Raw genomic sequence first — 15229 nt, 5'->3', positions numbered from 1 at the left:
ACGAATTCCAACCCTCCACCATCTCCACCCCGTCATTCCGGCGAAAGCCGGAATCCAGTGCCTCCGCATGCAGCGGCAAAACGCTGGGCTCGATCTCCGCTGGGACGACGGTTCGAGGTGGGAGCCAGGTGGTGCCCACCCAGCCACCGCGAACAGCTCAGTGCAGCACGAACAGCTTGTCGAAGCCGGCCACGCGCAGCGTGCCCTTCAGCTCGCTGCCGGCGTTGACCAGGCGGATCTCGGCGCGGTCGGCGCCGGCGTGCTCGCGCAGCAGCAGCAGCATGCCCAGCGCGGAGCTGTCCATGCGGGTCACTTCGCCCAGGTCGACCACGTAGCTGCGCGCCGGCCGGGACGGGCCGAGGCAGGCGTCGTGGAAGTCGCGGTGCACGCTGAAATCGAAGTGCTCGCCCAGTTGCAGGGTGAGGCAGTCGGTGTCGCTGTCGTGGTGGACGTTGATGCTCATGGATCGCCTCGGATGGCAGGCTGCTTGTTCGTCATTCCCGCGAAAGCGGGAATCCATTGGCTGGTGCGAAGGCCGTGGCGGGCGGCCCTTGCCCCGGCCGCTCCGCGCGCGGCGCCCACCCCGCTTTCGCGGAAACGGCGCCGGGCGCGGGAGAAGGCTTCTTCACGGCTCCGCCGCCTAGAAAAGCTCGATCTCGCCCGCGTCCATCGAGCTTTGCAGCGCCGGGCCGCGCGAGCGCAGCCGCGCCTTTTCGCGCTGGATCGCCAGGCGGCTGCGCACGCGCTGCGCGCGAGCCTCCAGCGCCTCGGCGTCGACCGGCCCGCAGGCCAGCTCCTCGATGTCGCGGGTGCATTCGGCGGTGACTTCCTGCAGCTCGACCAGGCGGCTGCGGGTCTGGTGCAGAAGCTGGCTGAGGATGTCCTCGAACTGCAGCGAGCGGATCGTGGTGGAGACGTCGCTGCCCAGGCCGCGGTTGATCTCCACCACCTGGTCGGCCACCGCGCTGGTGCGCGCGTCGCTCTCGGTGACGTGGGCCATCATCGCGTCGATGCCGCCCTTGGCCGACAGCGCCACGTTGAGGTCCTGCGAGGCCATCGTGCCGACCAGCCCGCGCAACTGCTCCATCGCGCCGCGGGCGCGCTCGACGTGGCTGCCGATCTGCTCGTTGAACTGGTTGGAATGGCTGGCCAGGTTGCGGATCTCGCCGGCCACCACCGCGAAGCCGCGGCCGGACTCGCCCGCGCGCGCCGCCTCGATCGCCGCGTTGAGCGCCAGCAGGTTGGTTTCCTCGGCGATGGTGTTGACGTTCTTCAGCAGGCCGAACACCGCGTCCATCTCCTTCGCCATGCCGTCGATGCGGTAGACGATGCGCAGGCTCTCGCGCGACATCTGCACCACCATGCCGACGAAGTGCTCCAGCAGGTCGCCGGTGCGCGCGGCGAAATCCTGCACCGACACCTCGCCGTGCTGCACGTCGATGATCTGCTTGAGCAGCGACTGCTGCAGGCCGGTCTTGTGCGACAGGCCGTCGAAGCCGCCGCCCAGTTCCGACACCGCGTCGCGCAGCAGGTCCAGCGCCTGGTGCAGCTCGCGCGAGGCATGGCCAAGCTCGTCCACCAGGGCGCCGCGCACGTCCTCCAGCGCCTCGCGCACCGGCGTGGTGTCGGCGGCGGGCGCGGCCGGCGGCTCGGCGTTCGCCGCGCTGCGGCGCGTCTCCACGATCCACACCGCGGTGAGCGCGATCACCAGCACCGGCGCCAGCCAGGCCGGCTGCCACAGCAGGCTGGTCAGCAAAGCCGCGGCGCTGGCGGCGAAACCGGCCAGCGGACGGACGTGGAGGAATGCGGGAATGGCGGCCATGGCGGATCCGTGAATCAAGAGGCGACGCGCTGCGCGCTGTCGATGGGTTGGCGCGCCAGCCGGAGCAGGCGCGCGGCAATCTGGTCCAGCGGCAGCATCTCGGCGGCCGCGCCCAGCTTCCAGGCGGCGCCGGGCATGCCCCACACCACCGAGCTGTCCTCGTCCTGCACCAGGGTGCGGGCGCCGACCTGCTTCAGCTCGGCCAGCCCGCGCGCGCCGTCGTCGCCCATGCCGGTGAGCAGGGCGGCCACGGTGGCTGCGCCGGCGCTGGCGGCCATCGAGCGGAACAGCACGTCCACGCTGGGCTTGTGCCGGTTCACCGCCGGGCCGTCGTGCAGCCGGCATACGTGCTTGGCGCCGTCCCACATCACCAGCAGGTGCTGGCTGCCGGGCGCGATGTAGGCGTGGCCCTGCTGGATCGGCTGGCCGTCGCGCGCTTCGCACACGCGCATCGCCGAGCAGTGGTCCATGCGCTGCGCGAACGGGCCGCTGAAGGCGGCCGGGATGTGCTGGGTTATCACGATCGGCGGCGCGTCCGGCGGCATCGCCTCCAGCACCACGCGGATCGCCTCGGTGCCGCCGGTGGAGGCGCCGATCGCGATGATCGGGCTGCCGCCGCGGGTGCCGGCGCCCTGCGACAGCGGCAGCACCGCATCGGCGCTGAGCCGCGGCGCCACCTCGAGCCTGCGCACCACTGCCCGCGCGCGCGGGCGGGCGCGGGCGGCGGCCTTCACCTTGGCGCAGATCTCGTCGGCGCCGGCGGCGAAGGTGCCGGCCAGGTCGTCGCTCGGCTTGGCGAAGAAATCCACCGCGCCCAGCTCCAGCGCGCGCAAGGTCACCTCGGCGCCGCGCTGGGTCAGCGAGGACACCATCACCACCGGCATCGGCCGCAGCCGCATCAGGTTCTCGAGGAAGGTGAGCCCGTCCATGCGCGGCATCTCGACGTCCAGCGTGAGCACGTCCGGATCGAGCTGCTTGATCTTCTCGCGCGCGATCAGCGGGTCGGCGGCGGTGCCGACCACCTCGATCGCCGGATCGCCGGCAAGCATCGCCGACAGGAGCTTGCGCACCAGTGCGGAATCATCGACTACCAGGACACGCACTCTTTCCATCGCTCTCTCGAATCTCGTCTGCCTGCTACTGCTTGTTGTCGGTGAAACGGAACAGCGATCTGCCGCGTCTTCCCGAATGCGCCCGACTCGTCATTCCGGCGAAGGCCGGAATCCAGTGCCTTCGCACTCCCGGGAGCCTGAAGTCGCTGGATTCCGGCCTTCGCCGGAATGACGGCGCTGGGGTTCCCCGATGTGCCTTGGATCGATATGCCTTGAATCGATGTGCCTTGGAGCGATGCCGCCTCCATGTGTCTTTATCGGACCGTTCGCCGAACGCTTGAGGCATGCCGTTCGTCGAACGCGGGCATTCGCCAATCGCAAAAAACGAAACGGCCCGGACCCAGTTCGCGCACACGTCCACGAATGCCTCAAACCCGTCATTCCGGCGAAAGCCGGAATCCAGCGACTTTGGCTTCCCGGGAGTGTGGAGGCACTGGATTCCGGCTTTCGCCGGAATGACGGCGTGGGGTCTCGAAATGTCTATTCACGCTCTTCATTCACCGCAACGGCGACCCAGGATTCCGCCCTAGAACAATTCCACCTCTCCCTTTATCGGATCGTTCGCCAGGCGCTTGAGGTATTGCCGCTCGTCGGCCACCAGCACCGCGTCCTGGCTGCCGCGCAACTGGCGCACGCGCGCCTTGCCGGTGGCCGGGAAGAACTGCACCTGGCGCGGGTACACGTCGCCCAGGTCGGAGGCCACCAGCCTCAGCCGCTCGGTCTGGATGTAGCCCTGGACGAACTCGATGTTGCGCCGGCCCACGTCGGTCATCTGCTTGAGCACGCGGCCGCCGCCGAAGATCTTCACCTCCAGGTCCGCGCGCTGGCCGCCGGCCTTGAGGATGGCGTTGATCAACTGCTCCATCGCGTCGTTGCCGTAGCGCGCGGCGCGGCCCACGGTGCCGGACCAGTCGTCGCGCTCGCGCGCGCCGCCTTCGTTCATCGGGGCGGGCAGCATGAAGTGGTTCATGCCGCCGATGCGCCGGTGCGGATCGAAGATGCAGGCGGACACGCACGAGCCGAGCACGGTGGAGACCATCTCCGCATGCCCGCTCACGTAGTACTCGCCCGGCAGCACCTTCACCGTGGGGCAGTCGTGGGTCGCGTCCCAGAAGCGGCGCAGGTGCTCGAAGCCGGGCAGCACCGGCAGGTGGTTCAGCTTGGCCGCGAGCGAGTTCATGCGCGCTTCCGGTAGGTGGTGCGGCCGACCAGCTCGAAGGCGTCGGACAGGCCGTGCATCGATTCGGAATGGCCGAGGAACAGGTAGCCGCCGGGCGGCAGCATGGCCGCGTAGCGCTGGAACAGCCGCTGCTTGGTGGGCTGGTCGAAGTAGATCACCACGTTGCGGCAGAAGATCGCGTCGAACGGCCCCTGCATCGGCCAGTCGTGCAGCAGGTTCAGCGGCAGGATGCTGACCAGCTCGCGCAGCCGAGGGTGCACGCAGGCCAGGCCCTCGTACTCGCCCTCGCCGCGCAGGAACCAGCGCCGGCGCCGCTCCTCGCTCACCCCGCCCAGGCGGTCGAGCGCGTAGACGCCCTTGCGCGCCATGCCCAGCGCCTGCGGCGACAGGTCGGTGGCGAGGATCTTCGCGTCCACCGGGCCGGGGCTGCGCGCCAGCGCCTCGGCCAGCACCATCGCCATCGCGTAGGGCTCCTCGCCGGTGGAGCATCCGGCCGACCAGATGCGCAGGCGGTCGCCCTCGCGGCGCTTGCGCTCCAGCCACGACGGCAGCAGTTCCTGCTCCAGCAGCTCGTAATGGTGCGCCTCGCGGAAGAACGAGGTGACGTTGGTGCTGATCGCGCTGGCCAGCTCGCCCAGCTCGCCTTCCGGTTCGTTCCGCAGCAGCTCGCAGTAGCCGGCGAAGTCCTTCAGGCGCAGCGCGCGCAGGCGGCGCAGCAGGCGCCCCTGCACCAGCTGGCGCTTCTGCTCGCTCAGCGCGATGCCGCAATGCCGGTAGACGAAGTCGCGCAGGAACTGGAACTCCGCGTCGCCTAGCAGCGGGCCGCCGGCGGCCGCGATGCCGTCATCGGCAAGGACACCGGCGGGCATCGCTCAGAACTCCTTCCAGGCGCCGGCATCGGCCGCTTCGGCCGGCTCGGCCCGGCGCACCGGCTGCGACTTGCGCACCGCGGCGAACACCGCCTCGGCCTCGGCCGCCACGCTCTGCTGGCGCGCCTGCGCGCTCGGCGCGGGCGCCTGGTCCTGCTTGCCCTCGATGCGGAAGAAGCCGACCTGGGCGGCCAGTTCGCCGGCCTGCTCCTGCATCGAGCGGGCGGCCGCGGCGGCCTCCTCCACCAGCGCGGCGTTCTGCTGGGTCATCTCGTCCATCTGCAGCACGGCGTGGTTGACCTGGTCGATGCCGGCCGACTGCTCCTGGCTGGCCGCGGCGATCTCGGCCACGATGTCGGTGACCTTCTTCACGCTGTCGACGATGTCGGCCAGCGCCTTGCCGGACTGGTCCACCAGCGTGGAGCCGGTCTGCACCTTCTCCACGCTGTCCTTGATCAGCGCCTTGATCTCCTTGGCCGCGCCGGCCGAGCGCTGCGCCAGGTTGCGCACCTCGGCGGCGACCACCGCGAAGCCGNGCGCCGCCTCCACCGCCGCGTTCAGCGACAGCAGGTTGGTCTGGAACGCGATCTCGTCGATCAGGCCCACGATGTCGGCGATCTTGCGGCTGGACTGGTTGATCTCGTGCATCGCGCCCACCGCCTGCGCGACCACCTCGCCGCCGCGCTCGGCCTGTTCGCGCGCGCCGCGGGCGAGCTGGTTGGCATGGCTGGCGTTCTCGGCGTTCTGCTTCACGGTGGAGGTCATCTCCTCCATCGAGGAGGCGGTTTCCTCCAGGCTGGAAGCCTGTTCCTGGGTGCGCTGGGAGAGGTCGTCGTTGCCGCGCGAGATCTGCTGCGCGGCGGTGCTCACCGCGCCGGAGCCGTGGCGCACCTCGGCGACGATCGCGCTCAGGCGCTCGTCCATGGTGCGGAAGGCGTCCAGCAGCTGGCCCAGCTCGTCCTGGCTCTTCACCTCGATGGCGTGGCCCAGGCGGCCCTCGGAAATCTCGCGGGCGATGCGGCCGGCGAAGCTCAGCGTGCGCACGATGTAGCGGCTCAGCATCAGCGCCATGAACAGCGCCAGGGCCAGGCCCACCACCAGCGAGCCGATGCTCACCGCGCGGATCAGCTTGTAGCGGCTCAACTGCTGGCCGTATATCTGCCGGGCTTCCTCGCTCTGCAGCGCGATCAGCTTGTTCAGCGCGTCCTGGCGCTGCATCAGCAGCGGGCGCACCTCCAGCTCCAGCACGTCCAGCGCGCCGGGATCGGCCTGCTTGAGCGCGTCGAGCATGTCCTTCTTGGCCGACTGGTAGTCCTCGTCGGTGGACATGTAATTCTTGTATTCCTTGGCCAGTTCGCCTTCCAGGCGGTAGCCGGCGACCTGCTTCTTCAGCGCCATCACCTCGGCCTGGTACTTGTCGAACTCGGCCAGCTTCTGCTTGAGCTGGTCGGGCTTGGCGACCACGCTGCCGGCCTCGCCCAGCACCACGAAGGACATCAGCGAGCGCTGGGCCAGGGTGGAGACCGCCTGCGCCTGGAGGATCTCGTCCTGGTACATGCGCCGCAGCCCGTCGTTCTGCACGGCCATCGAGCCCAGGCCGATCACCGCGCCGCCGAACAGCATCAGCACCAGCATGCCCAGCACGAGCCGCAGCCGGCCGCGCACCGTGAGGGCGGAGATCTTGAACTTCAGTTTCGGCATTTTCATGGTGGTTCCTGTCAGGCCCATCAGGCCACGGCTTTCACATCGGCGGCCGCCGGCAGGGCGGCCTCCAGCATCTGCGCGTCCTGCGGCTGCAGCAGTCGATCCACGTCCAGCAGGAGCACCATCCGCTCGCCCGCGGCGGTCAGCCCCTTGAGGTACTCGGTGTCCACCGCGGTGCCCATGTCCGGCACCGGGCGGATCGCGTCGGCGGCCACGTCCAGCACATCGGACACCGCGTCCACCACGACGCCGAAGTTGCGCCCGGCCACGGCGACGATCACGGCGACCGTGGTCGGGCCGTAGTCCTCGCGCGGCAAGCCGAAGCGCAGGCGCATGTCGATCACCGGCACGATCGCGCCGCGCAGGTTGAGCACGCCCAGCACGTAGTGCGGCGCCTGCGGGATGCGCGTCACCGGTGTCCAGCCGCGGATCTCGCGCACGGCCAGGATGTCGATGCCGTATTCCTCGTGGGCGAGGTTCACGGTGAGGTATTGCGACTGGAGCGCCTCGCTCCCGGGGTGGTCGGACATGGTTCGCCTCGTCGTCGGAGCGCCGCGCGGCGCTCCCGTTCGTCTTCTGATCGGCGGGCGGGCGCGAAACTTGAGCCGCGCGCGTGCCCGCTGGCACGGAACCTCCTCACGATCTCCCGGCATCCCACCGAAACGTCATCCCAGCGGCTCTCAACGGCCGCAGGGCCGGTCAAGCCGGGATCCAGCGCCTTTGACCCTTGGAGCATCAAGTCGCTGGATTCCGGCTTTCGCAGGAATGACGAGGAGGTGCGGGGAAACCGTGGACAGGCTTTTAGAATTCGGCCCAGCCGGACGCGCCCGCCACCGCCACCGCCAGCGCCCGCGGCGCCACGGCCGGCCGCGCCGCACCCGGCGCGGGTGCCGGAACCGGGACCGCCACCTTGGCGGGAGCCGCGGCGGGCTCGTCGGCCAGGCGGAAGAAGCGCGCCTGCCCGGCCAGCGCTTCGGCCTGCTCCTGCATGGCGCGCGTCGCGGCGGCGGCCTCTTCCACCAGCGCGGCGTTCTGCTGGGTCACCTCGTCCATCTGCATCACCGCGCGGTTGACCTGGTCGATGCCGGCCGACTGTTCCTGGCTGGCCGCAGCGATCTCGGCGCCGATGTCGGCGACCTTGCGCACGCTCTCGACGATGCCTGCCAGCGCCTGGCGCGACGCCTCCACCAGCGCCGCGCCGGCCTGCACCTTCTCCACGCTGTCGCCGATCAGCGCCTTGATCTCCCTGGCCGCGCCGGCCGAGCGCTGCGCCAGGCCGCGCACCTCGGTCGCCACCACCGCGAAGCCANGCGCCGCCTCCACCGCCGCGTTCAGCGACAGCAGGTTGGTCTGGAACGCGATCTCGTCGATCAACTGCACGATGTCGGTGATCTGGCGGCTGGCCGCCTCGATCGCCTGCATCGCCCCGCTGGCCCGTTCGGCCACCTCGCTGCCGCGCTCGGCCTGCTCGCGCGCGCCGCGGGCGAGCTGGTTGGCGTGGCCGGCGTTGTCGGCGCTCTGCCGCACGGTGGCGGTCATCTCCTCCATCGAGGCGGCGGTCTCCTCCAGGCTGGAAGCCTGCTCCTGGGTGCGCTGGGAGAGGTCGTCGTTCCCGCGCGAGAGCTGCTGCGCGGTGCCGGACACCACCTGCGAACCGCGCTGCACCTCGCGCACCACCTCGACCAGCTTCAGGTGCAGCCGCTGCATGGCGTGCATCATCGAGCCAGGCTGCAGCACCAGGTTGTCGGCCCCGTCCAGCGCCAGGTCGCCGTCGGCCATGCGGCCGACCATCGCCACCGCGAAGGCCGGCTCGCCGCCGATGCTCTTGCGGATGCTGCGCATGGACAGCCACACCACCGCGATCACCAGCAGCGCCACCAGGGCCGCGCGCAGCAGGCTGCCGCCCAGCATGCGGTGGAACTGCGCGTCGATGTCCACGTAGTACGCGCCGGCGCCGATGTGCAGGTCCCACGGCTTGAACCACTGCGTGTAGGACACCTTCGGTTCGAGCTTCCCGTTCGGCGGCATCGCCCACACGTATTCGGTGACGCCGCTGCCGGCGGCGCGGTCGGCGGCCAGCATGGCCTGGTAGAGCGGCTTGCCGTTCTTGTCGGTGTCGTCGCGGATGCTCTTGCCTTCCTTGTCCGCCAGCATCGGGTGCATGCGCATCACCAGGCCGGAGTCGAACGCGAACACGTAGCCGGAGCCGCCGTTCCAGCGCATCGCGCGCATCGCCTCCAGCGCGCGCTGCTTCGCCACCGCGTCGCTGAACTCGCCGGCCTGCGCCCGGTCGTGGTAGCTCTGCGCGATGGCCGCGGCGGTGGCCACCTCGTCGGCCAGCGAATGCACGCGCGCGTCCATCTGCAGGCGCCGGCTGTCCATCGCCGAGATCGTGGTCAGCGCCAGCAGGCCGGCTATCACGAAGGCGATCACCAGCCACACCTTGGCCGACAGGCTCAGGCGATCGAGGAGTTTCAGCGGAAATTTCATGGGTACGACCTCAGAATGAAATGGGCGGGATGCGTTGCCCGGCTTCATTCCCTGCACTGCTCGACACCGGCGCACGCGCCGGCGGCCGCGGCTTCCTGTCGCAGCTTGGATGAATCGATGCGCCGACGCGCCGGCGGGCGGCCGGGACGCGGCGGTCTTCGCGGCGCCGCCAGGGCGCCGGGTTCCGGCCTGCGCCGGAACGTCGGGGAAGATGGAACCCTCCCCTGTCTTGCCTCCTGGTGGCGGTCAGGCCGCCTTGCGCCCTCCCTGCAGGCGCACCAGGCCGGCGATGTCCACGATCAGCGCCACCGAGCCGTCGGCCAGGATGGTGGCGCCCGAGATGCCCTGCACGCGCCGGTAGTTGGCTTCCAGCGACTTCACCACCGCCTGCTGCTGGCCGAGCAGGCCGTCGACGAACAGGCCCACGCGGCTGCCGTCGCCCTCGACCACGATGACCAGCCCGTCCTCGATGCGCTGCGCCGCGCCGGGGCAGCCGAAGGCGCGATGCAGCCGGACCAGCGGCAGGTACTCGTCGCGGAAGCGGAACAGCTCGCCGCCGCCGGCCACGGTGCGGATCGCCTCGGCGCCGAGCTGCACCGATTCGACGATCGACACCAGCGGCACGATGTAGTGCTCTTCGCCGACCGCGGCGGTGAGGCCGTCGATGATCGCCAGGGTGAGCGGCAGCGTGATGGTGAACACGCTGCCCTTGCCCCGCGTGCTGCGGATCGTCACCGTGCCGCCCAGGTCGGCCACGTTGCGGCGGACCACGTCCATGCCCACGCCGCGGCCGGACAGGTCGGTGGTGACCGCGGCGGTGGAGAAGCCGGGCTGGAAGATCAGCTCGGCCACCGCCTCGTCGTCCAGGCCGTCGCCGCCGGCGATCAGCCCGCGCTGCACCGCCTTGGCCACGATCGCCGCGCGGTCGAGGCCGGCGCCGTCGTCGCTGACCTCCACCACGATGCTGCCGCCGCGGTGGGATGCCTCCAGCCGCAGCGTGCCGGTGTCGCCCTTGCCCGCCGCCCGGCGCTGCGCGGGCGGTTCCAGGCCGTGGTCGATCGCGTTGCGCACCAGGTGCACCAGCGGATCGCCGATCTTCTCCAGCACCGTCTTGTCCAGCTCGGTGTGCTCGCCCACCAGCTCCAGCCTGACCTGCTTGCCGAGCTTCTGGCTGAGGTCGCGCACCATCCGCGGAAAGCGGTTGAATACCGAGGCGATCGGCAGCATGCGGATGCCCATCACGCTTTCCTGCAGCTCGCGCGTGTGCCGCGCGAGCTGGGCCAGCCCCTGTTCCAGCAGGGCCAGGCGCGAGGCGTCGACGCCGTCGCGGAAGGTGTCGAGCATGGACTGGGTGATCACCAGCTCGCCCACCAGGTTGATCAGGCCGTCGATCTTGCCGATGGCGACGCGCACGGTGGATTCGCCGCCCGCCTCGCGCTGGGTGCGCGCCGCGGCCATGTCGGCCACGGGCGCCGGTGCCGGCGGCGCGGGTGCCGGCGCGGGAGCGGCGGCCTGCACCGGCTCGATCGCCAGGTCGCATTCGCCTTCCACCCAGTCGAACACCGCGGCGATGTCGGCGCGGCTGGCCGGGCCGCGCAGCGCGATGGTCCAGCCGAGGTGGCATTCGGACGGATCGAGCCTGTCCAGCGCCGGCAGGCGGTCCAGCTCGGCGGTCACTTCCAGCGTGCCCAGCCCGGCCAGCTCGCGGATCAGCCGCAGCGGGTCGTTGCCGCCGGCGAGCATGCCCGGGTGCGGCCGGAAGCGGATCGTCCAGGCCTCGGCCCGGTCCACCCTGGCCGAGGCCGGCGCGGCGCCGGCTTCCGCGCCGCGGCCCATCGCCGCGGCCAGCTCGCCGCGCAGCACCGCGGCGGTGGCGTCGTCCAGCAGCTCGCCGGCCTGCGCCCGCGCGAACATGCCGCGCAGGCAGTCCACCGTGCGCAGCAGCAATCCGACGATGCCGCCGTCGATGGCGCGCTTGCCGCCGCGCACCTCGTCCAGCAGCGACTCCGCCTCGTGGGTGAACGAGGAAATCTCCGGGAAGCCGAAGGTGGCCGCGCCGCCCTTGATCGAGTGCGCGGCACGGAAGATGGTATGCACCAGCTCCGCGTCGCCGCCGTCGTCCAGCGCCAGCAGCGACGACTCCATCGTGTCGAGCCCTTCCAGGCTCTCCTCGACGAACACTTGCTGGAACTGCGCCAGCGCGACCTTGCTCATGGACGGCTCCCCCGCGCTCAGCCGAGCACGCGCTTGACGGTGGCCAGCAACTGTTCCGGATCGAACGGCTTGACCAGCCAGCCGGTGGCGCCGGCCGCCTTGCCTTCCATCTTCTTGTCGGTGTGCGACTCGGTGGTCAGCATCAGGATCGGCACGCCCTGGTAGGCAGGCCGCGCGCGCAGCTCGCGCACCATGCTGATGCCGTCCATCACCGGCATGTTGACGTCGGCCAGCACCAGGTCGAACGCGCTGGCGCCGGCGGCGTCCAGCGCGAGCTGGCCGTTCTCGGCCTCGGTCACCTCGTGCCCGGCGCCGCGCAGGGTGAACGCCACCATGCCGCGCATCGACGCCGAATCGTCCACCGCAAGAATCTTTGCCATCGTCGCTACCTCAGAGTTTTCAGGCCGGCACGCTTGCCGGCAGATCCAGTGCATGCGCGAGGCCGAGCACGCCGGCCGCCTCGCACAGTGTCCCGCTGGCGCCCAGCCAGCTCACCGCGCCGCCGCGGGCCAGCGCCTCGCGCCGGAACAGCGTCAGCAGTTGCAGCGCCGCGGTATCCACGCGCGCCACCTCGCGCCCGTCCAGCACGGTCGCCGGGGCGTCGAGCGCGCCGAGCAGCTCGGCACGCAGCGCGCCCTGCGCGGCGAGGCGGCAGTCCGCCGGCAGCGCGACCTGGATCGCCTGCCCGCCCTTGTCCGCCGCATTCTGTTTCCTGCCCATCGCATGCTCCCGGCACATCGCCTTGCGCTGGCTGTATCGACCGCAGGCGCCGGCGCTTTAGCAGAAACTCCGCGAGCCGGGGCAATGGGGGGAGCGCGCGGGTGGCGCTGCAAGGAGCGGGCGGGCCCGAGCCCACCCCGGCAGCATGTCCACGATCTGCAGGCATCGCCCCATGAAAAAGTCATTCCATCGAAGCGTCATCCCGGGAAAGCCGGGATCCAGTGTCTTTGAGTTTTCGAGGACAGTCACCGGATTCCAGAAGCAGAGGTACTGGATCCCGGCTTTCGCCGGGATGACGCTTTGGTGGGGGATAAGGATGCGTGGGGATTCGGAGCAGGCTTCAAGTCTGGAAGCATCCCGCGACTGCAATGCCCATGCCTAGCACCGCCGCCGCGAGCTTCAACCGCAGCCCGCACGACCACGAAACGCAGGGCTGCCGTGCCTGAAGCTATCCCTGCGCAAACCCCGCTCCCACCCCGGGAATGCACGCCGCCTACCGGCCGGACCGCACGCCACCGGCCCCCTCAAGTTCGCCGCCCGCCTGCCGATGTCGTGGCAGACTGCCTTCCGTCCGTATCCGGTACGGCGGCACGGACGCAGGAGGCCTGCTTGATCATCCAACCCACCAGCCTGGCCGCCCTGACCTGGGCCGGCGCCGCATCCGGCACCACGGCCGAGAGCTGGCGCATCGGCACGGTGCTGTCCGCGCGGCCGCTGGGCGTGAACGAGCGCGGCCTGCTGGTGCTGCAGATCGGCGCGACGGCGGTGGAGGCCGAATCGCCCGGCGGCCAGTTGCCCGGGCAGTTCCAGGTGCGGGTGATGACCCAGGGCGCGCAGCCGCTGCTGGAGATCCTCGGCGGCGCCGCCGCCGACCCGGCGATCCACCGCGCCCTGCGCGAACGCCTGCCGCAGCAGAACGGCTACGCGCCCTTGCTCGCCACGCTGGGCGCACTGGCGCAGCGCCCCAACCTGCGCCAGTTGCCGCCGGCGCTGCGCTCCGCGCTGGCCCGGCTCGAAGCCAGCGTGCGCACGCCTGAGGACGTCACCAGCGGCGAGGGCCTGCGCCAGGCGATCAGCCGCAGCGGGCTGTTCCTCGAATCGCTGCTGGCACAGCCGCACGCCGACCTCGCCACGCTCGGCGAGGACGACTGGAAGGCGGTCCTGCTGCGCCTGTCCACCCTGCTCGCCACCTACGTGCCGGCCCGCCCGCCGCCGCGCGGCAGCGATACGCCGCCGCCGCTGCTGCAACGCGGCCTGCAGGCGCAGCCGCGCCAGCCGCCGCCGCCCGTGACAGACGGCGGCGACGACATCGACAGCCTGCTCGGCCGCCTGCACGGGGACGTCCAGGCCGCGCTGGCACGCCTCGAGGTGGCCCAGCTCGACGCCGCCGCCGCGCAGGCGTGGATGATCGAGATCCCGCTGCAAGGGGACGACGGCCGCGACGTGCTGCAACTGCACCTGGAGATCGCCCGCGACAGCGAGGACGGCGGCACCGCCTGGACGCTCGGCTTCGCGCTCGACCTGCCCGCGCTCGGGCCCGTGCAGGGCGAGCTGCAACTGCGCGACCTGCGGCTGGCGGTGCGCCTGTGGGCCGCGCGCAGCGGCACGGCGCAGAAGCTGGAACGCCAGTTCGTCGCGCTCAAGCACCGCCTCGCCGCCTGCGGCGTGCTGCTCGACCAGTTGAGTTGCCACGCCGGCCTGCCGCCCTCCGGCGGCCGCGCCGGCGCCCTGCTGCTCAAGGCCACCGCATGAACCCGCCGCTGCCCGCTCCCCAGCGCCGCGTCACCCTGCGCCTCGCCGGCCCCACCGACGAGCGCGTCGCCGCCGCACCGCCCGAGGCGCTCGACACCCTGCTCGCCCGCGCCCGCGCGCTCGGCCTGCCGCTGCATCCGGACCCGCAGATCGGCGCCGTGCTCGCCGCCCTGCGCCTGCGCGACGACGTCCCCGCCACCCTCTACGCCGCGGCCGCCTCGGTGCTGGCCAGCGTCTACGACGCGGCGGGCGAGCCGGCGGACTGATTCCGTCCGCCGGATGACTCCGGCCCCTCGGCACGGACAACGGTCCTGCTCCCGGTCATCCGCGCCCCGGCGGACGCGAGCCCGGCGGTCCGGCGGCCGTGCGGATGGACGAGCCCCGGTCCGGCCCTAGAATCGGACGCCGCCTTTGCATGGAAACCGCGGGGAAAAGCATGACCGATGCCAGCCCTCCCTTCTGCGCCCTCTACCGCTGGCGCCTGCATCCCGGATCCGAGGAGGTTTTCGTGCGGGCCTGGTCGCGGGTCACCCGGTTGCTGCGGGCCGGGCGGGGTTCGCTGGGCTCGCGCCTGCATCGCGGCCCGGACGGCCTCTGGTACAGCCATACGCAATGGCCTTCCGCCGAGGCGAAGGCCGCAGGGCTCGCCCAGCCGTCGGTCGATCCGGAGGCCTGGCGGCAACTGCGCGAGTGCATCGCCGAAAGCCTGCCGGAGCTGATCCTCGAACCCGTGGCGGATTTCCTGGCGCCGCTGCCGTCCACCGAAGCCTGACGGTTCGCCCGGGCCAGCGCCCTCCCCGGACCGGCATCGGCCACTTGCAGGCGCACCCGGCAAGTTCGCAAACGTTCCAACCGACCTTCCGTTTCGTCCCCGCACTGGACCGGCATGGACGACCACGCCAACATCACTAGCCGCGCCCGGCCTTTCCGCACCGTGGCCCTCACGGCAGCGATGGATACACTTGCGCGATGGACAGGACCGAAGACCCCCGCCTGATCGCCTACACCGGCGAGGTCGCCCAGGGCGACGTGTACTGGATCGCCGCGGACGAAACGCGCGGCTCGGTGCCCGGCTATCCGCACCCCCACGTCGTCGTTCAGGACGACGTCTTCAACCGTTCGCGCATCGCCACCGTCGTGGTCTGCGCGCTCACTTCGGACCTGCGGCGCACGGCCGAGCCGGGCAACGTCCTGCTCGAACCGGGCGAAGGTGGCCTCGAGCGGCAGAGCGTGATCGTGGTGTCGCAGGTCTCGTCGCTGTACAAGGCGCGCCTGGGCAAGCGCATCGGCACGCTTTCGCACGCGCGGATCGAGCAGGCGCTGGCCGGCCTGCGCTTCCAGCAGGCCTCGTTCTTCAACCGCTAGG

General features: G+C 71.1%; 15 protein-coding genes and 2 pseudogenes. 4 read left to right on the top strand and 13 right to left on the bottom strand.

The features are described 5' to 3' along the window. Positions 1-157: 157 nt before the first annotated feature. From ASG87_RS10940 to ASG87_RS10890, 13 genes and pseudogenes are all read right to left on the bottom strand, one after another. Positions 158-463: an STAS domain-containing protein gene (locus ASG87_RS10940; protein WP_235499623.1), complete on the bottom strand. Its 306-nt coding sequence runs from the start codon at positions 461-463 to the stop codon at positions 158-160. A gap of 177 nt (positions 464-640) precedes the next feature. Next, the gene (locus tag ASG87_RS10935; RefSeq protein WP_056004775.1) at positions 641-1822 is read right to left on the bottom strand and encodes a methyl-accepting chemotaxis protein; all 1182 of its coding nucleotides are present in this window, start codon (positions 1820-1822) and stop codon (positions 641-643) included. A 14-nt stretch (positions 1823-1836) separates the two neighbouring features. Further along, the gene (locus ASG87_RS10930; protein ID WP_056004773.1) at positions 1837-2934 is read right to left on the bottom strand and encodes a chemotaxis response regulator protein-glutamate methylesterase; all 1098 of its coding nucleotides are present in this window, start codon (positions 2932-2934) and stop codon (positions 1837-1839) included. Positions 2935-3460: 526 nt separating this feature from the next. After that, positions 3461-4114 carry a chemoreceptor glutamine deamidase CheD gene (cheD, locus tag ASG87_RS10925; protein WP_056004771.1) on the bottom strand — a complete coding sequence of 218 codons (654 nt, stop codon included), beginning with the start codon at positions 4112-4114 and terminating at the stop codon, positions 3461-3463. After that, the gene (locus ASG87_RS10920; protein WP_056004769.1) at positions 4111-4983 is read right to left on the bottom strand and encodes a protein-glutamate O-methyltransferase; all 873 of its coding nucleotides are present in this window, start codon (positions 4981-4983) and stop codon (positions 4111-4113) included. Before ASG87_RS10920 ends, cheD begins: the two co-directional genes overlap by 4 nt. A gap of 3 nt (positions 4984-4986) precedes the next feature. Continuing rightward, positions 4987-5518 (bottom strand): annotated as a pseudogene (locus ASG87_RS20935) (methyl-accepting chemotaxis protein); the annotation flags it as partial. Position 5519: 1 nt separating this feature from the next. Next, the coding region (locus ASG87_RS10915; RefSeq protein ID WP_235499622.1) for a methyl-accepting chemotaxis protein at positions 5520-6690 on the bottom strand (1171 nt) is incomplete at its 3' end. Between the two features lie 20 nt (positions 6691-6710). After that, on the bottom strand, positions 6711-7217 hold the full coding sequence (locus ASG87_RS10910; protein ID WP_056004765.1) for a chemotaxis protein CheW: 507 nt from the start codon (positions 7215-7217) through the stop codon (positions 6711-6713). 271 nt (positions 7218-7488) lie between these two features. After that, positions 7489-7996, bottom strand: a pseudogene (locus tag ASG87_RS20930) (methyl-accepting chemotaxis protein); the annotation flags it as partial. A gap of 1 nt (position 7997) precedes the next feature. After that, a partial coding sequence (locus ASG87_RS10905; protein ID WP_326937895.1) for a cache domain-containing protein occupies positions 7998-9048 on the bottom strand: 1051 nt, incomplete at its 3' end. A gap of 375 nt (positions 9049-9423) precedes the next feature. After that, positions 9424-11391 (bottom strand): chemotaxis protein CheA, encoded by a 1968-nt coding sequence (locus tag ASG87_RS10900; protein ID WP_056004761.1) that lies wholly within the window; start codon positions 11389-11391, stop codon positions 9424-9426. Positions 11392-11408: 17 nt separating this feature from the next. After that, positions 11409-11771: a response regulator gene (locus ASG87_RS10895; protein ID WP_056004759.1), complete on the bottom strand. Its 363-nt coding sequence runs from the start codon at positions 11769-11771 to the stop codon at positions 11409-11411. Between the two features lie 19 nt (positions 11772-11790). Further along, positions 11791-12111: an STAS domain-containing protein gene (locus ASG87_RS10890; RefSeq protein WP_235499620.1), complete on the bottom strand. Its 321-nt coding sequence runs from the start codon at positions 12109-12111 to the stop codon at positions 11791-11793. Between the two features lie 609 nt (positions 12112-12720). Here ASG87_RS10890 and ASG87_RS10885 point away from each other — a divergent pair. The 4 genes from ASG87_RS10885 (at position 12721) to ASG87_RS10870 (ending at position 15228) form a co-directional block, all read left to right on the top strand. Continuing rightward, positions 12721-13863: a flagellar hook-length control protein FliK gene (locus ASG87_RS10885; RefSeq protein WP_056004756.1), complete on the top strand. Its 1143-nt coding sequence runs from the start codon at positions 12721-12723 to the stop codon at positions 13861-13863. After that, positions 13860-14129, top strand: a complete 270-nt coding sequence (locus ASG87_RS10880; RefSeq protein ID WP_056004755.1) for a hypothetical protein — start codon at positions 13860-13862, stop codon at positions 14127-14129. The genes ASG87_RS10885 and ASG87_RS10880 overlap by 4 nt, the downstream gene beginning before the upstream one ends. A 170-nt stretch (positions 14130-14299) precedes the next feature. Then, positions 14300-14635 (top strand): antibiotic biosynthesis monooxygenase, encoded by a 336-nt coding sequence (locus ASG87_RS10875; RefSeq protein ID WP_056004754.1) that lies wholly within the window; start codon positions 14300-14302, stop codon positions 14633-14635. Positions 14636-14832: 197 nt separating this feature from the next. Further along, positions 14833-15228: a type II toxin-antitoxin system PemK/MazF family toxin gene (locus ASG87_RS10870; RefSeq protein ID WP_056004753.1), complete on the top strand. Its 396-nt coding sequence runs from the start codon at positions 14833-14835 to the stop codon at positions 15226-15228. The last annotated feature ends 1 nt before the right edge of the window (position 15229 follow it).

Source organism: Frateuria sp. Soil773, assembly GCF_001428405.1.
Lineage (GTDB): Bacteria > Pseudomonadota > Gammaproteobacteria > Xanthomonadales > Rhodanobacteraceae > LMSL01.
The sequence above is the reverse complement of the archived record's forward strand: the minus strand, read 5'-3'. Positions and strand labels throughout refer to the sequence as shown.